This is a genomic window from Bacillus sp. FSL R5-0416 (genome assembly GCF_037975425.1).
GTDB lineage: Bacteria > Bacillota > Bacilli > Bacillales > Bacillaceae > Bacillus > Bacillus subtilis.
Genome location: NZ_CP150252.1, coordinates 2593743 through 2611638, shown reverse-complemented (window position 1 = coordinate 2611638; position 17896 = coordinate 2593743). Strand labels below are relative to the sequence as shown.

The window sequence follows — 17896 nt, the reverse complement described above, 5'->3', positions numbered from 1 at the left end:
GGTTCTTGTGTTGAAAAAGAAGGCTAAGACCAAAAGCAGCTCAAAAAAATGGAGCAATTTTAAAAATGCCCGCTCCATGCATGTACTGCTGTATCTTCTGCTGGCTGCCATTATGTTTGCTTTGCTCTTTGTACATGTTAAGCCGGAAACACTTGATTTAGACCTGTTTTCAGTCAGCGACAAGACCATTTACGCTCCGGCAACCGTGGAAGATCAAAAAGCCACAGAGGAAAAAAAGCAAGCCGCTGAAGACGCGGTTGAAGATCAATATACATTAAAAAAAGAATACACAGATAATCGGATAGACCTAGTGTCATCAATATTCGACAGTATTAGTGAAGTGAAAAAATCATCGGAAGAAGGCAGTAAATCACCATCGGAAAAATCAATGGTCAAATCTGTAAAGGACAAATTGACATCAGATGTGAATGATTCTATATCGGAGGATTCCATCAAGACATTGCTGAAAGCAGACAGTGAAGACTTTTCTTTTGTCAGAGATACGGTCATTACCGCAGTAAATACGGTGATGAGCAGTGAAATCCCTTCGGATAAACTATCTGATGCAAAGGATAAGGTAGAAAAAGAGCTAAAGAGCAATTCTATTCCGTCTAAATACTTGGGAGCCGCGACAGAAATCGGACGTTTTGCTATTATTCCGAATTACGTCTTCGATCCGAAAGCAACAGAGGCAAAACGGCAGGAAGCCTCAGATAATGTCCAGCAGGTTCAAATCAAACAGGGGCAAGTGCTCGTGGAAGAAAATGACCTCATTGATCGGGAAGTGTACAGGAAACTTGAGCTGACCGGGTTATTAAATAACTCAAATCTCTTTAAACCGATCAGCGGGCTATTGATTATGATCGGACTTTTCATTGCAACACTTGTATATTATTTTGAAAAACAGAAACAAAATCTGAAGTTTAAAAACCAATCCATTCTGTTATTCTCGATTATCACAACACTTTTGCTTGTGATCATGGAGGTTGTCAGTTTGTTTCAGAAGATGGAGTATAATAATATCGGCTATCTGGTCCCCATTGCGGCCGGCGCCATCTTAATCAAACTGCTGATGAATGAACGCATTGCCATTTTGGGAAGTATCATTCTTGCGATTTGCGGAAGTATGATGTTTAATCAGGGTGTGACAGGAACATTCAATTATGTCATAGGGATTTATTATTTGATCAGCGGCATTTCAGGTGTATTATTTTTAGGAAAGCACAATGCCAGATCAAAGATTTTGCAGACCGGGCTTTTCGTAGCGTTTATCAATATGGTTGTCGTTCTTTCTTTATTATTGATCCAAAACACTGCACTGTCGGGTCTTGAAATCGGAACATTAATGCTGATGGGGGTTGTGTCAGGATTTGCTTCGTCTGTACTGATCATCGGCTTGATGCCGTTTTTTGAGACGGGCTTTGGCATTTTATCCACCATGAGGCTGCTTGAGCTGTCTAATCCTAACCATCCGCTTTTGCGCAAAATACTGACAGAAACACCAGGTACATATCATCACAGTGTAATGGTTGCCAATTTATCAGAGGCAGCCTGTGAAGCGGTTGGGGCTAATGGTTTGCTTGCAAGAGTCGGCGCATATTATCACGATCTCGGAAAAACAAAGCGCCCGCAATATTTTATTGAAAACCAAATGAATATTGACAATCCGCATGACAAGCTGTCACCTCAGTTGAGTAAAAATATTATTATCTCGCATACGACAGACGGTGCGAATATGCTGAGAAGCTATAAATTTCCGAAAGAGCTTGTCGATATTGCTGAGCAGCATCATGGAACCTCGCTTTTAAAGTTTTTTTACTATAAAGCGAAGGAAAAAGGCGACCAGATTACAGAGGAAGAGTTCCGTTATCCGGGGCCGAAGCCGCAGTCAAAGGAAGCCGCAATTATATCAGTGGCCGACAGTGTTGAAGCGGCCGTCAGATCCATGCACAATCCAAATCCTGAACGAATTGAAAAGCTTGTCCGGGGTATTATATCCGATAAGCTTCAGGACGGACAGTTCAGTGAATGCGATTTGACATTTAAAGAGCTGGATACAATCGCAAAAACGCTCTGTGCAACATTAAAAGGAATTTTCCACTCCCGGATTGAATATCCGGAGGCTACTAAGAAGGTGAAATAGATGAGTTTACTGATTGATATCGTTGATGAAACAGGAAGCGTCTCAGAAGAGATGCTCAAAGAAGTAGAAAATCTGCTTCAATTTGCCGCTGAGCGTGAAGGCGTTCAGGATCAGGCTGAAGTTTCTGTCACGATTGTTTCCAATGATGACATACATCAGATTAACAAAGAATACCGGGGAAAGGATGCTCCGACAGATGTCATCTCATTTGCTCTTGAAGAAGAGGGAGAAGGCGAGATCGAAATCGTGGGCGCCGAAATGCCTCCGGTTTTAGGTGATATTATCATCAGTGCCGATCGCACAAGAGAGCAGGCAGAGGAGTATAATCATTCTTTTAAAAGAGAGCTCGGATTTCTAGCTGTACACGGATTTCTGCACCTTTTAGGATATGACCATATGACGAAAGAGGAAGAAGAGGAGATGTTTACTAAGCAAAAGGAATTGCTGGACGCTTATGGACTCAAAAGATCATAGAAATGAGCTGAAGCGATTCTTCAAAAGCTTCGTGCATGCAGGCCGGGGCATATGGGAAACAGCGCGGACGGAGCGGAATTTCCAATTTCATGCCGCAGCCGCCTGCGCTGTTCTCATTTGCGGCTTCCTTGTAGAGCTCAGCATGATTGAGTGGATGATTATATTCCTTTTGATTGGCGGTATGTTTTCGCTTGAGCTTTTAAATACAGCCATTGAACATACGGTTGATTTAATAACTGACAAACATCACCCTCTTGCTAAAGCGGCTAAGGACGCTGCCGCCGGGGCTGTTTGCGTTTTTGCCGTGATTTCGTGTATCATTGGTTTACTTATTTTTTTGCCAAAGCTGTAATGGCTGAAAATTCTTACATTTATTTTACATTTTTAGAAATGGGCGTGAAAAAAAGCGCGCGATTATGTAAAATATAAAGTGATAGCGGTACCATTATAGGTAAGAGAGGAATGTACACATGAACAGACAAGAATTAATAACAGAAGCTTTAAAAGCGCGTGATATGGCATATGCGCCGTATTCCAAATTCCAAGTAGGAGCCGCTCTTCTTACCAAGGATGGAAAAGTGTACAGAGGCTGCAATATTGAGAACGCGGCATACAGCATGTGCAATTGCGCCGAGCGTACCGCTTTATTTAAAGCTGTTTCTGAAGGGGATACAGAGTTTCAGATGCTGGCCGTTGCGGCTGACACCCCTGGACCAGTATCTCCGTGCGGAGCCTGCCGCCAGGTGATTTCTGAGCTTTGCACAAAAGACGTTATTGTCGTACTGACTAATTTACAAGGACAAATAAAAGAAATGACTGTGGAAGAATTATTGCCAGGCGCATTTTCATCGGAGGATTTACATGACGAACGAAAGCTTTAAATCAGGATTTGTATCCATTATTGGAAGACCAAACGTAGGAAAATCTACATTTTTGAACAGAGTCATTGGACAAAAAATCGCGATCATGAGCGATAAGCCCCAAACGACGAGAAACAAGGTGCAAGGAGTACTGACGACAGGCACATCACAAACCATTTTTATTGACACACCAGGGATTCATAAACCTAAGCATAAGCTTGGGGACTTTATGATGAAAGTGGCGCAAAATACATTAAAAGAAGTCGATTTGATCTTGTTTATGATCAATGCTGAGGAAGGCTACGGGAAGGGCGACGAATTCATCATTGAGAAATTGCAGACGATGTCTACGCCTGTATTCTTAATCGTAAACAAAATCGATAAAATTCATCCCGACCAATTGCTTCTGCTAATTGACGAATACCGCAAACGTTATCCTTTTAAGGAAATTGTTCCGATTTCTGCTTTAGAAGGAAATAACATCGAAACCTTGCTCGCTCAGATTGAAGCGTATTTGCCGGAAGGGCCGCAATTCTATCCGAGTGACCAGGTAACTGACCACCCTGAGCGATTTATCATTTCTGAATTAATCAGGGAAAAGGTGCTGCATTTGACGAGAGAAGAAATCCCGCACAGCATTGCGGTGGCCATCGAATCCATCAAAGGGCAGGACAACGGTTCTGTGCACGTAGCGGCAACGATTGTGGTCGAGCGGGATTCTCAGAAAGGCATCGTGATCGGTAAAAAAGGAAGCCTTCTAAAAGAGGTTGGAAAAAGAGCGAGAGCGGATATTGAAGCACTTTTGGGCTCCCGTGTCTACCTTGAATTGTGGGTGAAAGTGCAGAAGGACTGGCGTAATAAAATGTCCCAGCTTCGCGATTTTGGCTTTAAAGAGGACGAATATTAATCTCTTCCCGTGTGTGTCATTATCTCACAGGAACAGGGATACATTAGCAAATTTTGTTTAACATGAAATGGAGGACATCTGGTCAAGATAAAGGTAAGAATTTGGAGTTTAGGTAAGCTAGTTTAACTACAGAAAGGTGGGTTTCTTGTGTTGAATTTTACCTGGAACGTATTTTCTCAAACAGGAAATGTTGATACGTATCTTCTTTTTAAAGAACTGGAAAAAGAGAACATGGAAAGACCCGAAGAACTAGAAGATGAGCTAGCCCGATTTGATTATCCAATTTTATAAACCTCTTGGCCGCTCCTGCTTGAGGAAGGTGCGGAAATGCTGACAAAATGTGAAGGAATCGTTCTTCGCACAAATGATTACGGAGAGACGAATAAAATCGTAACATTACTGACAAGAGAACACGGAAAAATAGGTGTTATGGCACGAGGCGCCAAAAAACCGAACAGCCGTTTATCAGCAGTCAGCCAGCCCTTTTTGTATGGTGCTTTCTTAATGCAAAAAACATCGGGCCTCGGAACGCTTCAGCAGGGGGAAATGATCCTCAGCATGAGAGGCATCAGGGAAGATTTGTTTTTAACAGCATATGCTGCCTATATTGCTGAGTTAGTCGACAGAGGCACAGAAGAAAAAAAGCCAAATCCTTATTTATTTGAATTCATATTAGAATCATTAAAACAGCTGAATGAAGGAACAGATCCGGATGTTATCACCTTCATTGTTCAAATGAAGATGCTCGGTGTCATGGGCCTGTATCCTGAGCTAAATCATTGTGTTCATTGTAAAAGCCAAGACGGAACCTTTCATTTCTCTGTTCGTGATAATGGTTTTATATGCCACCGCTGTTTTGAAAAAGATCCTTACAGGATACCGATTAAACCGCAAACGGCAAGGCTGTTAAGACTCTTTTACTATTTTGATCTGTCGAGGCTCGGCAATGTGTCCTTAAAAGAGGAAACAAAAGCTGAATTAAAGCAAGTGATTGATTTATATTACGAAGAATATTCGGGATTGTATTTAAAATCAAAGCGCTTTTTAGATCAAATGGAAAGCATGAAACATCTTATGGGTGAAAACAAAAGTTGACATTTGGTCCATCTTTTTATATGATCATTTATTATAAAATATGTTGCAGTGAGAGAAAGAAGTACTTGCGTTTACCTCATGAAAGCGACCTTAGGGCGGTGTAAGCTAAGGATGAGCACGCAACGAAAGGCATTCTTGAGCAATTTTAAAAAAAGAGGCTGGGATTTTGTTCTCAGCAACTAGGGTGGAACCGCGGGAGAACTCTCGTCCCTATGTTTGCGGCTGGCAAGCATAGAGACGGGAGTTTTTTGGTTGCTGCCGCAGTAACTTATGAAAGAAAAGTGGAGGTGCTTGAAATGAATATTCAAGACATGATTCTAACCTTGCAAAAGCATTGGTCCAGTCAGGGCTGTGTGCTTATGCAGGCTTACGATGTAGAAAAAGGAGCCGGCACGATGAGCCCGTATACATTTTTGCGCAGTATCGGTCCTGAGCCGTGGAAAGTGGCTTATGTAGAGCCTTCCAGACGTCCTGCAGACGGCCGCTACGGGGAGAACCCGAACAGACTGTATCAGCATCATCAGTTCCAGGTCATTATTAAACCGTCTCCTGATAACATTCAAGAACTGTATTTAGATTCCTTGCGTGCTCTTGGAATTGATCCGCTTGAGCACGATATTCGCTTTGTTGAAGACAACTGGGAGAATCCGTCTTTAGGCTGTGCGGGTCTAGGCTGGGAAGTTTGGCTTGACGGAATGGAAATAACTCAATTTACGTATTTCCAGCAGGTCGGGGGATTAGAGTGTAAACCCGTTTCTGTAGAGATTACGTATGGAATTGAGCGTCTCGCGTCTTATATCCAAGATAAAGAAAACGTGTTTGACTTGGAATGGACGTCAGGGTTTACAGTAAAAGATTTATTCATGATGGCTGAATATGAGCATTCTGTTTATACGTTTGAAACATCAGACGTCGATATGCTGTTCCAATTGTTCAGCACATATGAAAAAGAAGCGATCAAGCAAATGGACAACGGACTTGTTCATCCAGCATATGACTATGTGCTGAAATGCTCGCACACTTTCAACCTGCTTGATGCCAAAGGTGCGATCTCTGTTACCGAGCGGACGGGCTATATCGCAAGAGTGCGGAATTTAGCTAGAAAAGTAGCAAAAACCTACTATGAGGAACGAGAAAAACTAGGGTTCCCAATGCTTAAAGGGGAGGGTTCTTCTCATGAGTAAACAGGATTTACTTTTAGAGATCGGATTAGAGGAAATGCCGGCGCGCTTTTTGAATGAAAGCATGGTTCAGCTTGGCGACAAGCTGACAGGCTGGCTTAAAGAAAAAAATATTACGCACGGTGAAGTGAAACTCTTCAATACACCGAGACGTCTTGCTGTGTTCGTTAAGGATGTCGCAGAAAAGCAGGATGATATAAAAGAAGAAGCAAAAGGGCCTGCGAAAAAAATTGCCCTTGATGCGGACGGGAACTGGACAAAAGCGGCAATCGGCTTTTCAAAAGGCCAAGGCGCGAATGTGGAAGACCTGTACATCAAAGAAGTAAAAGGCATAGAGTATGTATTCGTGCAAAAATTCCAAGCCGGCCAAGAAACGAAGTCGCTTCTGCCAGAATTGAGTGGTTTAATTACAAGCTTGCATTTCCCGAAAAACATGCGCTGGGGAAATGAAGATTTGCGTTATATCCGACCGATCAAATGGATTGTCGCATTATTTGGACAGGATGTCATTCCATTTTCGATCACAAACGTTGAGTCTGGACGGACAACACAGGGACATCGTTTCCTCGGACATGAAGTGTCAATTGAATCACCTTCAGCTTATGAAGAGCAGCTCAAAGGACAGCATGTTATTGCTGATCCTAGCGTCCGAAAGCAAATGATTCAATCTCAGCTGGAAGCAATGGCTGCTGAAAACAATTGGAGCATTCCAGTTGACGAAGACCTTCTTGATGAAGTGAATCATTTAGTAGAATACCCGACAGCTCTTTACGGTTCATTTGAATCCGAGTTTCTGTCAATTCCTGAAGAAGTGCTTGTCACAACAATGAAAGAGCATCAGCGCTACTTCCCTGTCAAAGACAAAAACGGTGACCTGCTGCCTCACTTTATCACAGTCCGAAACGGCAACAGCCACGCGATTGAAAATGTGGCCCGAGGTAATGAAAAAGTGCTGCGCGCACGTTTATCTGATGCTTCATTCTTCTACAAAGAAGATCAGAAACTAAACATTGATGCAAATGTGAAGAAGCTTGAAAATATCGTTTTCCATGAAGAGCTTGGTTCTCTTGCTGATAAGGTTAGAAGAGTCACATCAATCGCAGAGAAACTTGCCGTTCGTCTTCAGGCTGATGAAGATACATTAAAACATGTGAAGCGGGCTGCTGAAATTTCTAAATTCGACCTTGTGACGCATATGATATATGAATTCCCTGAACTTCAAGGAATTATGGGCGAAAAGTATGCGAGAATGCTTGGCGAAGATGAAGCTGTGGCGGCGGCAGTTAATGAACATTATATGCCTAGATCAGCGGGCGGAGAAACGCCTTCTACTTTCACCGGAGCTGTTGTAGCAATGGCGGATAAGCTTGACACAATCGCTTCATTCTTCTCTATCGGCGTAATTCCGACCGGTTCCCAGGACCCTTACGGACTGCGCCGCCAAGCAAGCGGTATTGTTGCGATTCTTCTTGACCGCAACTGGGGAATTTCATTTGAAGAGCTGCTTACTTTCGTTCAAACCAATAAAGAAAATGAACTGCTGGATTTCTTCACTCAGCGCTTGAAATATGTCTTGAATGCTGAACAAATCAGACATGATGTCATTGACGCCGTGCTGGAAAGCTCTGAGCTTGAGCCGTACTCTGCGCTGCATAAAGCACAAGTACTGGAGCAAAAGCTTGGTGCACCTGGCTTTAAGGAAACAGCCGAAGCGTTAGGCCGAGTGATCTCTATCAGCAAAAAAGGAGTCCGCGGAGACATTCAGCCTGATCTGTTTGAAAATGAATACGAAGCAAAACTGTTTGATGCCTACCAAACAGCGAAGAAAAATCTGCAGGAAAACTTCAGCAAAAAAGATTATGAGGCGGCGCTTGCTTCACTTGCAGCCTTAAAAGAACCGATCGATGCTTACTTCGATCATACAATGGTTATAGCGGATAATGAGTCATTAAAGGCAAATCGTTTAGCGCAAATGGTAAGCTTGGCGGATGAGATCAAGTCCTTTGCGAATATGAATGCCCTTATTGTAAAATAAAGAGAGAAAAGGCGGTTGCTGTGTGATCGGTAATCGTCTTTTCCCCATTTATAAGTTTTTTGTTTGATTACAAGATATTTACGTTATAATATGGATTATTATTTCTTTACATAGCTATGAAGTGAAAAGGTGGTGAGTACGATCGAACTAAATAAACGGCAAGAACATATTTTGCAGATTGTAAAAGAAAACGGGCCGATTACAGGGGAGCATATTGCAGAAAAGCTGAACCTAACCAGGGCGACATTGCGCCCGGATTTAGCCATACTCACCATGTCAGGATTCCTCGAGGCGCGCCCGAGAGTCGGTTATTTCTATACGGGAAAAACCGGCACGCAGCTTTTGGCGGATAAACTCAAAAAGCTTCAGGTGAAAGACTTTCAATCTATCCCCGTAGTGATTCACGAAAACGTTTCTGTGTACGATGCGATTTGCACCATGTTTTTAGAAGATGTAGGTACTCTGTTTGTGGTGGACCGCGATGCTGTTTTAGTCGGGGTGCTTTCACGAAAAGACTTGCTCAGAGCGAGCATTGGCCAGCAGGAGCTTACATCGGTCCCTGTTCACATCATCATGACAAGGATGCCGAACATTACGGTGTGCAGACGCGAGGATTATGTGATGGACATTGCAAAGCACTTAATAGAAAAACAAATTGATGCACTTCCTGTCATCAAAGACACCGATAAAGGCTTTGAAGTGATCGGCAGAGTGACAAAAACAAATATGACCAAAATACTTGTCAGTTTATCTGAAAATGAAATCCTATAAGATTGCAAACTAACGGGGGGATAATATGAATAACCGCATCATCTATGTTGTATCGGATTCCGTCGGTGAAACGGCTGAATTGGTAGTAAAAGCAGCACTCAGCCAATTTAACGGATCAGCGGATGATACTCATGTAAGAAGAATTCCTTATGTTGAAGATATAGGCACTATCAATGAAGTGATTTCACTTGCAAAGGCAGACGGCGGCATTATCTGTTTTACACTCGTGGTGCCGGAAATCAGAGAATATTTGATAGCCGAAGCGGAAAAAGCAAATGTTTTATATTATGATATTATCGGCCCGTTGATTGATAAAATGGAAACAGCCTACGGTTTAACAGCGAAATACGAACCGGGGCGGGTGCGCCAGCTTGATGAAGATTATTTCAAAAAAGTGGAGGCCATCGAGTTTGCAGTTAAATACGATGATGGACGTGATCCAAGAGGAATTTTAAAAGCTGATATCGTTTTGATCGGCGTGTCAAGAACGTCTAAAACACCGCTGTCTCAATATCTCGCACACAAACGCCTGAAGGTTGCCAATGTTCCGATTGTACCGGAGGTTGATCCGCCGGAAGAACTCTTTAACGTTGATCCGAAAAAATGCATCGGTTTAAAGATTAGCCCTGATAAACTGAATCATATCAGAAAAGAACGTTTAAAATCACTCGGGCTTAATGATAAAGCGATTTATGCAAATATCAACAGAATCAAAGAGGAACTCGAGTATTTCGAAAAGATTGTGGATCGGATCGGCTGCCAGGTTGTTGATGTTTCAAATAAAGCGGTTGAGGAAACAGCAAATATTATCCATCATCTCAAAACAAAAAACATATAACTCAGGACGCTCTATCCTGGGTTTTTGGCTGTGCCAAAAGGGAATAATGAAAAACAATAGCATCTTTGTGAAGTTTGTATTATAATAAAAAATTGTGATAAAATGATTAATTTTAGGTTTAAGGATCGTGTGATACGAATAAACTATTATGGGTAAGATGTCAAGAATTTCTCCCGGAAATTTTTCGACAAATTCATATACATCCACAATAATAAAGGATGTGCGATTTTGCTTGCTTTTATGCAGGAGTTTAATGGAGGGATGGAGAATTACTCTTCTTAATGAACAAGAAAAGACGATTTTTGTCGATGCTGATGCTTGTCCGGTAAAAGATGAAATTTTACAAACAGCATCCGAGTATGAAGTTCAAGTTCTTTTTGTCGCTTCATTTGAACATTATCAGCTTTCCAGAAGCAATGAAGAAAAATGGAAGTATGTTGATCCTCATAAAGAAGCTGCTGATTTATATATCGCAAATCACGTGAAACCGGGAGATATTGTTGTGACGCAGGACATCGGATTAGCATCTCTGCTGTTGAACAGAAATGTCTCCGTTATGTCGGAAAGAGGTCGTCTTTACAAAGAAGACACGATTGATTTTGCTCTAGAGGGCCGTCATTTTTCCGGCAAACAAAGAAGAAAAGGCGTATATGCCAAAGGGCCTAAAAAATTGAATAAAGAAGATCGAGAACGATTTATTACACTGCTGCAAAAAATCCTGTCGAACGATGAAGGGATTTTGCACTAAAGCATCGAATAATGTACGACGGAGTGTTATAAGATGGGAAATCGGATACCAGATGAAATTGTGGATCAGGTGCAAAAGTCGGCAGATATCGTTGAAGTCATAGGTGATTATGTTCAATTAAAGAAGCAAGGCCGAAACTACTTTGGACTCTGTCCTTTTCATGGAGAAAGCACACCTTCGTTTTCCGTATCGCCCGACAAACAGATTTTTCATTGCTTTGGCTGCGGAGCGGGCGGCAATGTTTTCTCTTTTTTAAGGCAGATGGAAGGCTACTCATTTGCCGAGTCGGTTTCTCACCTTGCTGACAAATACCAAATTGATTTTCCAGATGATATAACAGTCCATTCCGGAGCCCGGCCAGAGTCTTCTGGAGAACAAAAAATGGCTGAGGCACATGAGCTCCTGAAGAAATTTTACCATCATTTGTTAATAAATACAAAAGAAGGTCAAGAGGCACTGGATTATCTGCTTTCTAGGGGCTTTACGAAAGAGCTGATTGATGAATTTCAGATTGGCTATGCTCTTGATTCTTGGGACTTTATCACGAAATTCCTTGTAAAGAGGGGATTTAGTGAGGCACAAATGGAAAAAGCGGGTCTCCTGATCAGACGCGAAGACGGAAGCGGATATTTCGACCGCTTCAGAAACCGTGTCATGTTTCCGATCCATGATCATCACGGGGCTGTTGTTGCTTTCTCGGGCAGGGCTCTTGGCAGTCAGCAGCCTAAGTATATGAACAGTCCTGAAACCCCGCTCTTTCATAAAAGTAAACTGCTTTACAATTTTTATAAGGCCCGCCTTCATATCAGAAAGCAGGAAAGAGCAGTCTTATTTGAAGGGTTTGCTGATGTCATATCGGCTGTAAGCTCGGGTGTAAAAGAAAGCATAGCCACGATGGGAACGTCTCTTACAGATGATCATGTCAAGATCCTGAGAAGAAACGTCGAAGAAATCATTCTTTGCTATGACTCTGATAAAGCCGGTTATGAAGCCACCTTAAAAGCTTCGGAGCTTCTGCAAAAAAAAGGCTGCAAAGTCAGAGTTGCAATGATTCCTGACGGATTGGACCCTGATGATTACATCAAAAAATTCGGCGGGGAAAAATTTAAAAACGACATTATTGACGCCAGTGTCACCGTAATGGCGTTCAAAATGCAATATTTCCGAAAAGGAAAGAACCTGTCCGATGAAGGCGACCGCCTGGCTTACATTAAAGACGTACTGAAAGAAATCAGCACGCTTTCAGGGTCTCTAGAGCAGGAAGTCTATGTAAAGCAGCTTGCTTCAGAGTTTTCGCTTTCACAGGAGTCTTTAACTGAGCAGCTGTCTGTTTTCAGCAAGCAAAACAAACCTGCTGACAATAGCGGTGAAACAAAAACGCGGCGAGCGCATCTGACGACAAAAGCAAGGCAAAAACGTTTGCGTCCGGCGTATGAAAATGCAGAAAGGCTGTTACTCGCTCACATGCTTCGAGATCGGAGCGTCATCAAAAAAGTGATTGACCGGGTAGGGTTTCAATTTAATATTGATGAGCACCGGGCATTAGCCGCCTATCTTTATGCTTTTTATGAAGAGGGAGCCGAGCTGACGCCTCAGCATCTGATGGCCAGGGTGACGGATGATCATATAAGCCAGCTCTTGTCTGATATATTAATGCTTCAGGTTAATCAAGAGCTTAGCGAAGCCGAGTTATCAGATTATGTAAAAAAAGTGTTGAATCAAAGAAATTGGTCAATGATAAAAGAAAAAGAGGCGGAAAGAGCCGAAGCCGAAAGGCAAAAAGATTTTTTAAGAGCTGCTTCTCTGGCTCAAGAAATCGTTACATTGAACCGATCTTTAAAATAACTGGAGAACTGATGAGGAGCATTTATTGGCAATGATTCCTTGCGGAGGAGCAAATAGATCGCTTAACCTCATCATGAATTGTCATTTCATTATTCGCACATTGTTAAAGGCAGTTCACATAGAAAACGCCTGAATGGACCGAATAAGAATCATACCGCTTATAGAATTCGTTGCAAGCTTTGGAAGGAGGGATCCATAATGGCTGATAAACAAACCCACGAGACAGAATTAACATTCGACCAAGTAAAAGAGCAATTAACAGAGTCTGGTAAAAAACGTGGCGTTTTGACATATGAAGAAATTGCTGAGCGTATGTCCAGCTTTGAAATTGAATCAGACCAAATGGATGAGTATTATGAATTTTTAGGTGAACAAGGTGTTGAATTAATTAGTGAGAATGAAGAAACAGAAGATCCTAATATTCAGCAGCTTGCCAAAGCCGAAGAAGAATTTGACCTTAATGACCTAAGTGTACCGCCTGGCGTTAAAATCAATGACCCAGTTCGTATGTATTTAAAGGAAATCGGTCGGGTTAACCTTCTTTCTGCAAAAGAAGAAATCGCCTACGCTCAAAAGATTGAAGAAGGTGACGAAGAATCTAAACGCAGATTGGCTGAAGCGAACCTGCGGCTTGTTGTCAGTATCGCAAAACGTTATGTCGGACGCGGTATGCTGTTCCTTGATCTGATCCAGGAAGGAAACATGGGCCTGATGAAAGCCGTTGAAAAATTTGATTATCGCAAAGGTTATAAATTCAGTACGTATGCTACGTGGTGGATCAGACAGGCGATTACACGCGCCATTGCCGATCAGGCGAGAACGATCCGGATTCCCGTTCATATGGTTGAAACCATTAATAAATTAATCCGTGTGCAGCGTCAATTACTGCAAGACTTAGGCAGAGAACCAACACCTGAAGAAATTGCGGAAGATATGGATTTAACGCCTGAAAAAGTACGCGAAATCTTAAAGATTGCTCAAGAGCCGGTATCTCTGGAAACACCGATCGGTGAAGAGGATGACTCGCACCTTGGTGATTTCATTGAAGACCAAGAAGCAACTTCACCTTCTGACCACGCCGCATACGAGCTATTGAAAGAGCAGCTGGAAGATGTGCTTGATACGTTAACTGATCGTGAAGAAAATGTATTGCGTCTTCGATTCGGTCTTGATGACGGGCGTACAAGAACATTAGAAGAGGTCGGCAAAGTATTTGGAGTAACGAGAGAGCGTATTCGACAAATCGAAGCCAAAGCGTTGCGGAAACTAAGACATCCTAGCAGAAGTAAACGTTTGAAAGATTTCCTCGAATAAGATGGAACGGGTCTTGAAGATCCGTTCTTCTTTTTTTAAAAAGATATATGGATAATATGCCTTTATTTTACTGAAAAATGATGTCATTTGCAAATGAACATTGTGGTGAAAAATTTCAAAATCTAATTCCATATTTTCTATTGTAAGCGTATACAATACATTATACAATAGAATAAAAAGGATATTAGAGATTTAGGCATGTTTCTATTCAATTTTGTATAAAGTGTGAATAAAAAACTTTTGTATAGCAATCCATTTACTTTTTGTAAAAATAAGTTAGAATTAGAAGTGTTTACATAGGGGGAAGGATCAAAAAGGGGGAAGGGAAATGAAATGGAACCCGCTTATTCCATTTTTGCTGATCGCTGTTTTAGGAATTGGTCTAACTTTCTTTTTATCAGTAAAAGGACTTGATGACTCTCGGGAGATTGCGAGCGGAGGAGAAAGCAAATCTGCTGAAAAGAAAGATGCGAACGCTTCACCAGAAGAAATTTACAAGGCAAACTGCATCGCATGCCACGGTGAAAATTATGAAGGTGTTTCGGGTCCTAGCTTAAAAGGTGTAGGGGATAAGAAAGATGTCGCTGAAATTAAAACAAAGATCGAAAAAGGCGGTAATGGAATGCCTTCCGGTCTTGTTCCGGCCGATAAGCTGGATGATATGGCAGAGTGGGTGTCAAAAATTAAATAAAAGAACTATTTTTCTCTTTATACATTCACAGGCCGCCGAGATGTTCTCGACAGCCTTTTATTTTTGACTGCCGCGTGCAGACCCGCATCAAAAGAAATAATTTCAAAATCATTTGCTTCAGCTTGGATTCCGGGCTGATTTTTTATATGATAGTAAAGGAAAAAATGATTGAGAAAAGTTGTGATGACAAGTGAACGAATTAAAATTATCTAAACGATTGCAAACAGTAGCGGAGTACATACCGAATGGAGCGGTGATGGCCGATATCGGCTCTGACCACGCCTACCTTCCTTGTTATGCGGTGCTGAATCATAAAGCCAGCGGGGCGATTGCCGGAGAAATAACAGACGGCCCATTTTTGTCTGCAAAGCGGCAGGTTGAAAAATCAGGCTTAATCTCGCACATTTCTGTAAGGCAGGGAGACGGACTGGAAGTGATTAAAAAAGGTGAAGCTGATGCCATTACGATTGCAGGAATGGGCGGGGCTTTGATCGCTCACATTTTAGAAGCGGGCAAAGACAAATTAACGGGGAAGGAACGGCTCATTTTACAGCCGAATATTCATGCTGTTCATATCAGGGAGTGGCTTTATAAAGAAGGATATGCGCTGATAGATGAGGTAATCCTTGCAGAGGACGGAAAGTGCTATGAGGTGCTGGTAGCAGAAGCGGGAGACAGGGATGCGGCTTATGACGGTATTTCTTTATCAGCCGGGATGCTCGTAGGCCCTTTCTTGGCAAAAGAAAAAAATGCAGTCTTTTTGAAAAAGTGGACACAAGAGCTTCAGCACACTCAAAGCATTTATGAACAGATCAGCCAAGCGGCAGATACAGAGCAAAACAAACAAAAATTAAAGGAGCTCTCCGATCGAATGGAGCTGTTAAAGGAGGTAATCGATCATGGCTAAAAGTGTAAATGGGCAGCAGATCATCCAGCTGTTTGAACAATTTTCTCCGAAAGCCTATGCGGTTGAAGGAGATAAAATCGGCCTGCAAATCGGCACTTTAAACAAACCAATTAAAAATGTGATGGTTACACTTGATGTGTTAGAGAGCGTCATCGATGAAGCGATTGAAAAAGAGGTTGACTTGATTATTGCACACCATCCTCCTATTTTCCGGCCGCTAAAGCATATTTCAACAGATCAGCCTGCCGGAAGGTTAATTGAAAAGTGTTTGAAGCATGATATTGCTGTTTATGCAGCTCATACAAATTTAGACGTTGCGGACGGCGGCGTGAATGATTTGCTTGCTGAAGCATTAGAGCTGAGTGAGACGGAAGTGCTGGCGCCTACTTATACGGATCCTCTGAAAAAGCTGGCAGTTTACGTGCCGAAGGAATATGAAGAGCAGGTCAGAGCCGCGGTCGGAAATGCGGGGGCCGGCCATATCGGTGAATACAGCCATTGCGCGTTTTCATCTGAAGGAATCGGCAGCTTTAAGCCATTGGACGGAGCTAATCCTTTTATCGGTGAAGTGGGAGAGCTTGAGCTTGTTCATGAAGTAAGACTTGAGACTGTATTTCCTAACAGCATCGAAAAAGCTGTTATCAACGCAATGATAAAAAGCCATCCATATGAAGAAGTCGCTTACGATATCTATCCTGTCGAACAGACTCCCGCCGAAAAAGGGCTCGGCCGTGTCGGAACCCTTAAAAATGAGATGACGCTTAAGGAATTCGCTTTATTTGTGAAAGACAAGCTTGACGTCAATGGTGTCAGAATGGTGGGGGATGCTGACAGCATGGTGAAAAAGGTAGCTGTTCTTGGTGGAGATGGAAACAAGTATATTCATCATGCAAAACGAAAGGGAGCCGATGTTTACGTCACAGGAGATTTATACTTCCATGTGGCCCATGATGCGATGATGCTTGGCCTAAATGTGGTTGATCCGGGACACTATGCGGAAAAAATCATGAAAGAAGGCGTCACGAGAAAGCTGACATCAATGTGTAATGATAAAAAGTTTGACGTGAATATCTTTGTTTCTGAAACAGATACAAATCCATTTACATTTCTATAAAAAAACTGAGGCTTTTACAGCCTCAGTTTTTTGCTTTTACTTTTGGAAGTATTTTTTTGAGCGGTATATTATGTTCAGTTGTCCAAGTTGATGGATCTTCGTGATCAAACTGCTCTAAAAAGCGAATGACTTCTTTTGTGATCGGCGTCGGTGTTGAAGCTCCCGCTGTAACTGCAACGGTATTAACGCCTTTCAGCCATTCGAGCTTCAATTCGCTTAAGTCGCCGATCCGGTATGCTTTTGTCCCGGCTATTTCCTCTGACACTTGAGCAAGCCTATTTGAATTGTTGCTTTTCGGGTCTCCGACAACGATTGTTAAGTCCGCTTTTTTTGCCTGCTCTGATACAGCTTCCTGCCGCACTTGAGTAGCGAGGCAAATCTCTTGGTGATATTCGACATGAGGATATTTTTCTTTGACAAGCTCCATAATGTCGTGGACATCCCATTGAGACATTGTTGTTTGATTCGTCACGATTAACTTCTCTGCTTGGATATCAAGGTTCTTTACATCTTCTTCTGTTTCAACTAAGTGAACGATCTCCGGCGCTACGCCAACGGCTCCCTCAGGCTCTGGATGCCCTTTTTTGCCGATATAGATTACGTGATATCCTTTTTCTTTCATCTCTAAGATTAGATTATGAGTTTTCGTCACATCCGGACATGTAGCATCAATTGCGACTAACCCTTTTTCTTCTGCGATTCTTCTGACTTCGGGAGAAACACCGTGCGCAGTGAAAATGACAGTTCCTTTGTCAACCTGCTTTAAGATGTCCAGACGGTTAGAGCCGTCCAATGTAAAAATCCCTTCCTCTTCAAACGCATCAGTGACGTGTTTATTATGAACAATCATCCCGAGTATATAGATGGGTCTTGGCAAGCTTTTATCTAGTGACGCATTTTTGGCAATGACCATAGCATCAACAACACCATAGCAATAGCCGCGCGGTGAAATTTTAATTACGTCCATTTTCGG

General features: G+C 42.2%; 18 protein-coding genes. 17 read left to right on the top strand and 1 reads right to left on the bottom strand.

Going from position 1 to position 17896, the window contains the following annotated elements; all coding sequences use genetic code 11:
* Window positions 1-7 precede the first annotated feature (7 nt).
* From pgpH to NYE20_RS13795, 17 genes are all read left to right on the top strand, one after another.
* Window positions 8-2143: a cyclic-di-AMP phosphodiesterase PgpH gene (pgpH, locus tag NYE20_RS13875; protein ID WP_014664649.1), complete on the top strand. Its 2136-nt coding sequence runs from the start codon at window positions 8-10 to the stop codon at window positions 2141-2143.
* Window positions 2144-2617, top strand: a complete 474-nt coding sequence (gene ybeY, locus NYE20_RS13870; RefSeq protein WP_003230039.1) for an rRNA maturation RNase YbeY — start codon at window positions 2144-2146, stop codon at window positions 2615-2617.
* On the top strand, window positions 2598-2969 hold the full coding sequence (locus NYE20_RS13865) for a diacylglycerol kinase family protein (RefSeq protein WP_015384119.1): 372 nt from the start codon (window positions 2598-2600) through the stop codon (window positions 2967-2969). The genes ybeY and NYE20_RS13865 overlap by 20 nt, the downstream gene beginning before the upstream one ends.
* Before the next feature lie 118 nt (window positions 2970-3087).
* Window positions 3088-3498, top strand: coding sequence for a cytidine deaminase (locus NYE20_RS13860; protein ID WP_003230049.1), 411 nt, complete (start codon window positions 3088-3090; stop codon window positions 3496-3498).
* Complete coding sequence (gene era / locus NYE20_RS13855; protein ID WP_003230051.1) at window positions 3479-4384, top strand: GTPase Era; 906 nt, start codon at window positions 3479-3481, stop codon at window positions 4382-4384. The genes NYE20_RS13860 and era overlap by 20 nt, the downstream gene beginning before the upstream one ends.
* A gap of 147 nt (window positions 4385-4531) precedes the next feature.
* Window positions 4532-4675 (top strand): YqzL family protein, encoded by a 144-nt coding sequence (locus NYE20_RS13850; protein WP_003230053.1) that lies wholly within the window; start codon window positions 4532-4534, stop codon window positions 4673-4675.
* A gap of 36 nt (window positions 4676-4711) precedes the next feature.
* Window positions 4712-5479 carry a DNA repair protein RecO gene (gene recO / locus NYE20_RS13845; protein ID WP_049141200.1) on the top strand — a complete coding sequence of 256 codons (768 nt, stop codon included), beginning with the start codon at window positions 4712-4714 and terminating at the stop codon, window positions 5477-5479.
* A 296-nt stretch (window positions 5480-5775) separates the two neighbouring features.
* Window positions 5776-6663 carry a glycine--tRNA ligase subunit alpha gene (glyQ, locus tag NYE20_RS13840; RefSeq protein ID WP_003226213.1) on the top strand — a complete coding sequence of 296 codons (888 nt, stop codon included), beginning with the start codon at window positions 5776-5778 and terminating at the stop codon, window positions 6661-6663.
* Complete coding sequence (gene glyS / locus NYE20_RS13835) at window positions 6656-8695, top strand: glycine--tRNA ligase subunit beta (RefSeq protein WP_049141201.1); 2040 nt, start codon at window positions 6656-6658, stop codon at window positions 8693-8695. The genes glyQ and glyS overlap by 8 nt, the downstream gene beginning before the upstream one ends.
* A 132-nt stretch (window positions 8696-8827) precedes the next feature.
* Complete coding sequence (ccpN, locus tag NYE20_RS13830; RefSeq protein WP_003237058.1) at window positions 8828-9466, top strand: transcriptional regulator CcpN; 639 nt, start codon at window positions 8828-8830, stop codon at window positions 9464-9466.
* Window positions 9467-9491: 25 nt separating this feature from the next.
* The gene (locus NYE20_RS13825) at window positions 9492-10304 is read left to right on the top strand and encodes a pyruvate, water dikinase regulatory protein (RefSeq protein WP_003230064.1); all 813 of its coding nucleotides are present in this window, start codon (window positions 9492-9494) and stop codon (window positions 10302-10304) included.
* Window positions 10305-10557: 253 nt separating this feature from the next.
* Window positions 10558-11052: a YaiI/YqxD family protein gene (locus NYE20_RS13820; RefSeq protein WP_003230065.1), complete on the top strand. Its 495-nt coding sequence runs from the start codon at window positions 10558-10560 to the stop codon at window positions 11050-11052.
* A 33-nt stretch (window positions 11053-11085) separates the two neighbouring features.
* Entirely contained in the window at window positions 11086-12897 is a 1812-nt protein-coding gene (gene dnaG, locus NYE20_RS13815; RefSeq protein ID WP_014480290.1) for a DNA primase, read from the top strand.
* A 198-nt stretch (window positions 12898-13095) separates the two neighbouring features.
* Window positions 13096-14211 (top strand): RNA polymerase sigma factor RpoD, encoded by a 1116-nt coding sequence (gene rpoD / locus NYE20_RS13810; RefSeq protein WP_003226225.1) that lies wholly within the window; start codon window positions 13096-13098, stop codon window positions 14209-14211.
* Window positions 14212-14539: 328 nt separating this feature from the next.
* On the top strand, window positions 14540-14902 hold the full coding sequence (cccA, locus tag NYE20_RS13805; protein WP_003230068.1) for a cytochrome c550: 363 nt from the start codon (window positions 14540-14542) through the stop codon (window positions 14900-14902).
* Between the two features lie 256 nt (window positions 14903-15158).
* Complete coding sequence (trmK, locus tag NYE20_RS13800; protein ID WP_250622380.1) at window positions 15159-15809, top strand: tRNA (adenine(22)-N(1))-methyltransferase TrmK; 651 nt, start codon at window positions 15159-15161, stop codon at window positions 15807-15809.
* Complete coding sequence (locus NYE20_RS13795) at window positions 15802-16923, top strand: Nif3-like dinuclear metal center hexameric protein (RefSeq protein ID WP_128740577.1); 1122 nt, start codon at window positions 15802-15804, stop codon at window positions 16921-16923. The genes trmK and NYE20_RS13795 overlap by 8 nt, the downstream gene beginning before the upstream one ends.
* A gap of 22 nt (window positions 16924-16945) precedes the next feature.
* Here NYE20_RS13795 and NYE20_RS13790 read toward each other — a convergent pair whose 3' ends face one another.
* Window positions 16946-17890: a 4-hydroxy-3-methylbut-2-enyl diphosphate reductase gene (locus tag NYE20_RS13790; protein WP_014477361.1), complete on the bottom strand. Its 945-nt coding sequence runs from the start codon at window positions 17888-17890 to the stop codon at window positions 16946-16948.
* Window positions 17891-17896 lie beyond the last annotated feature (6 nt).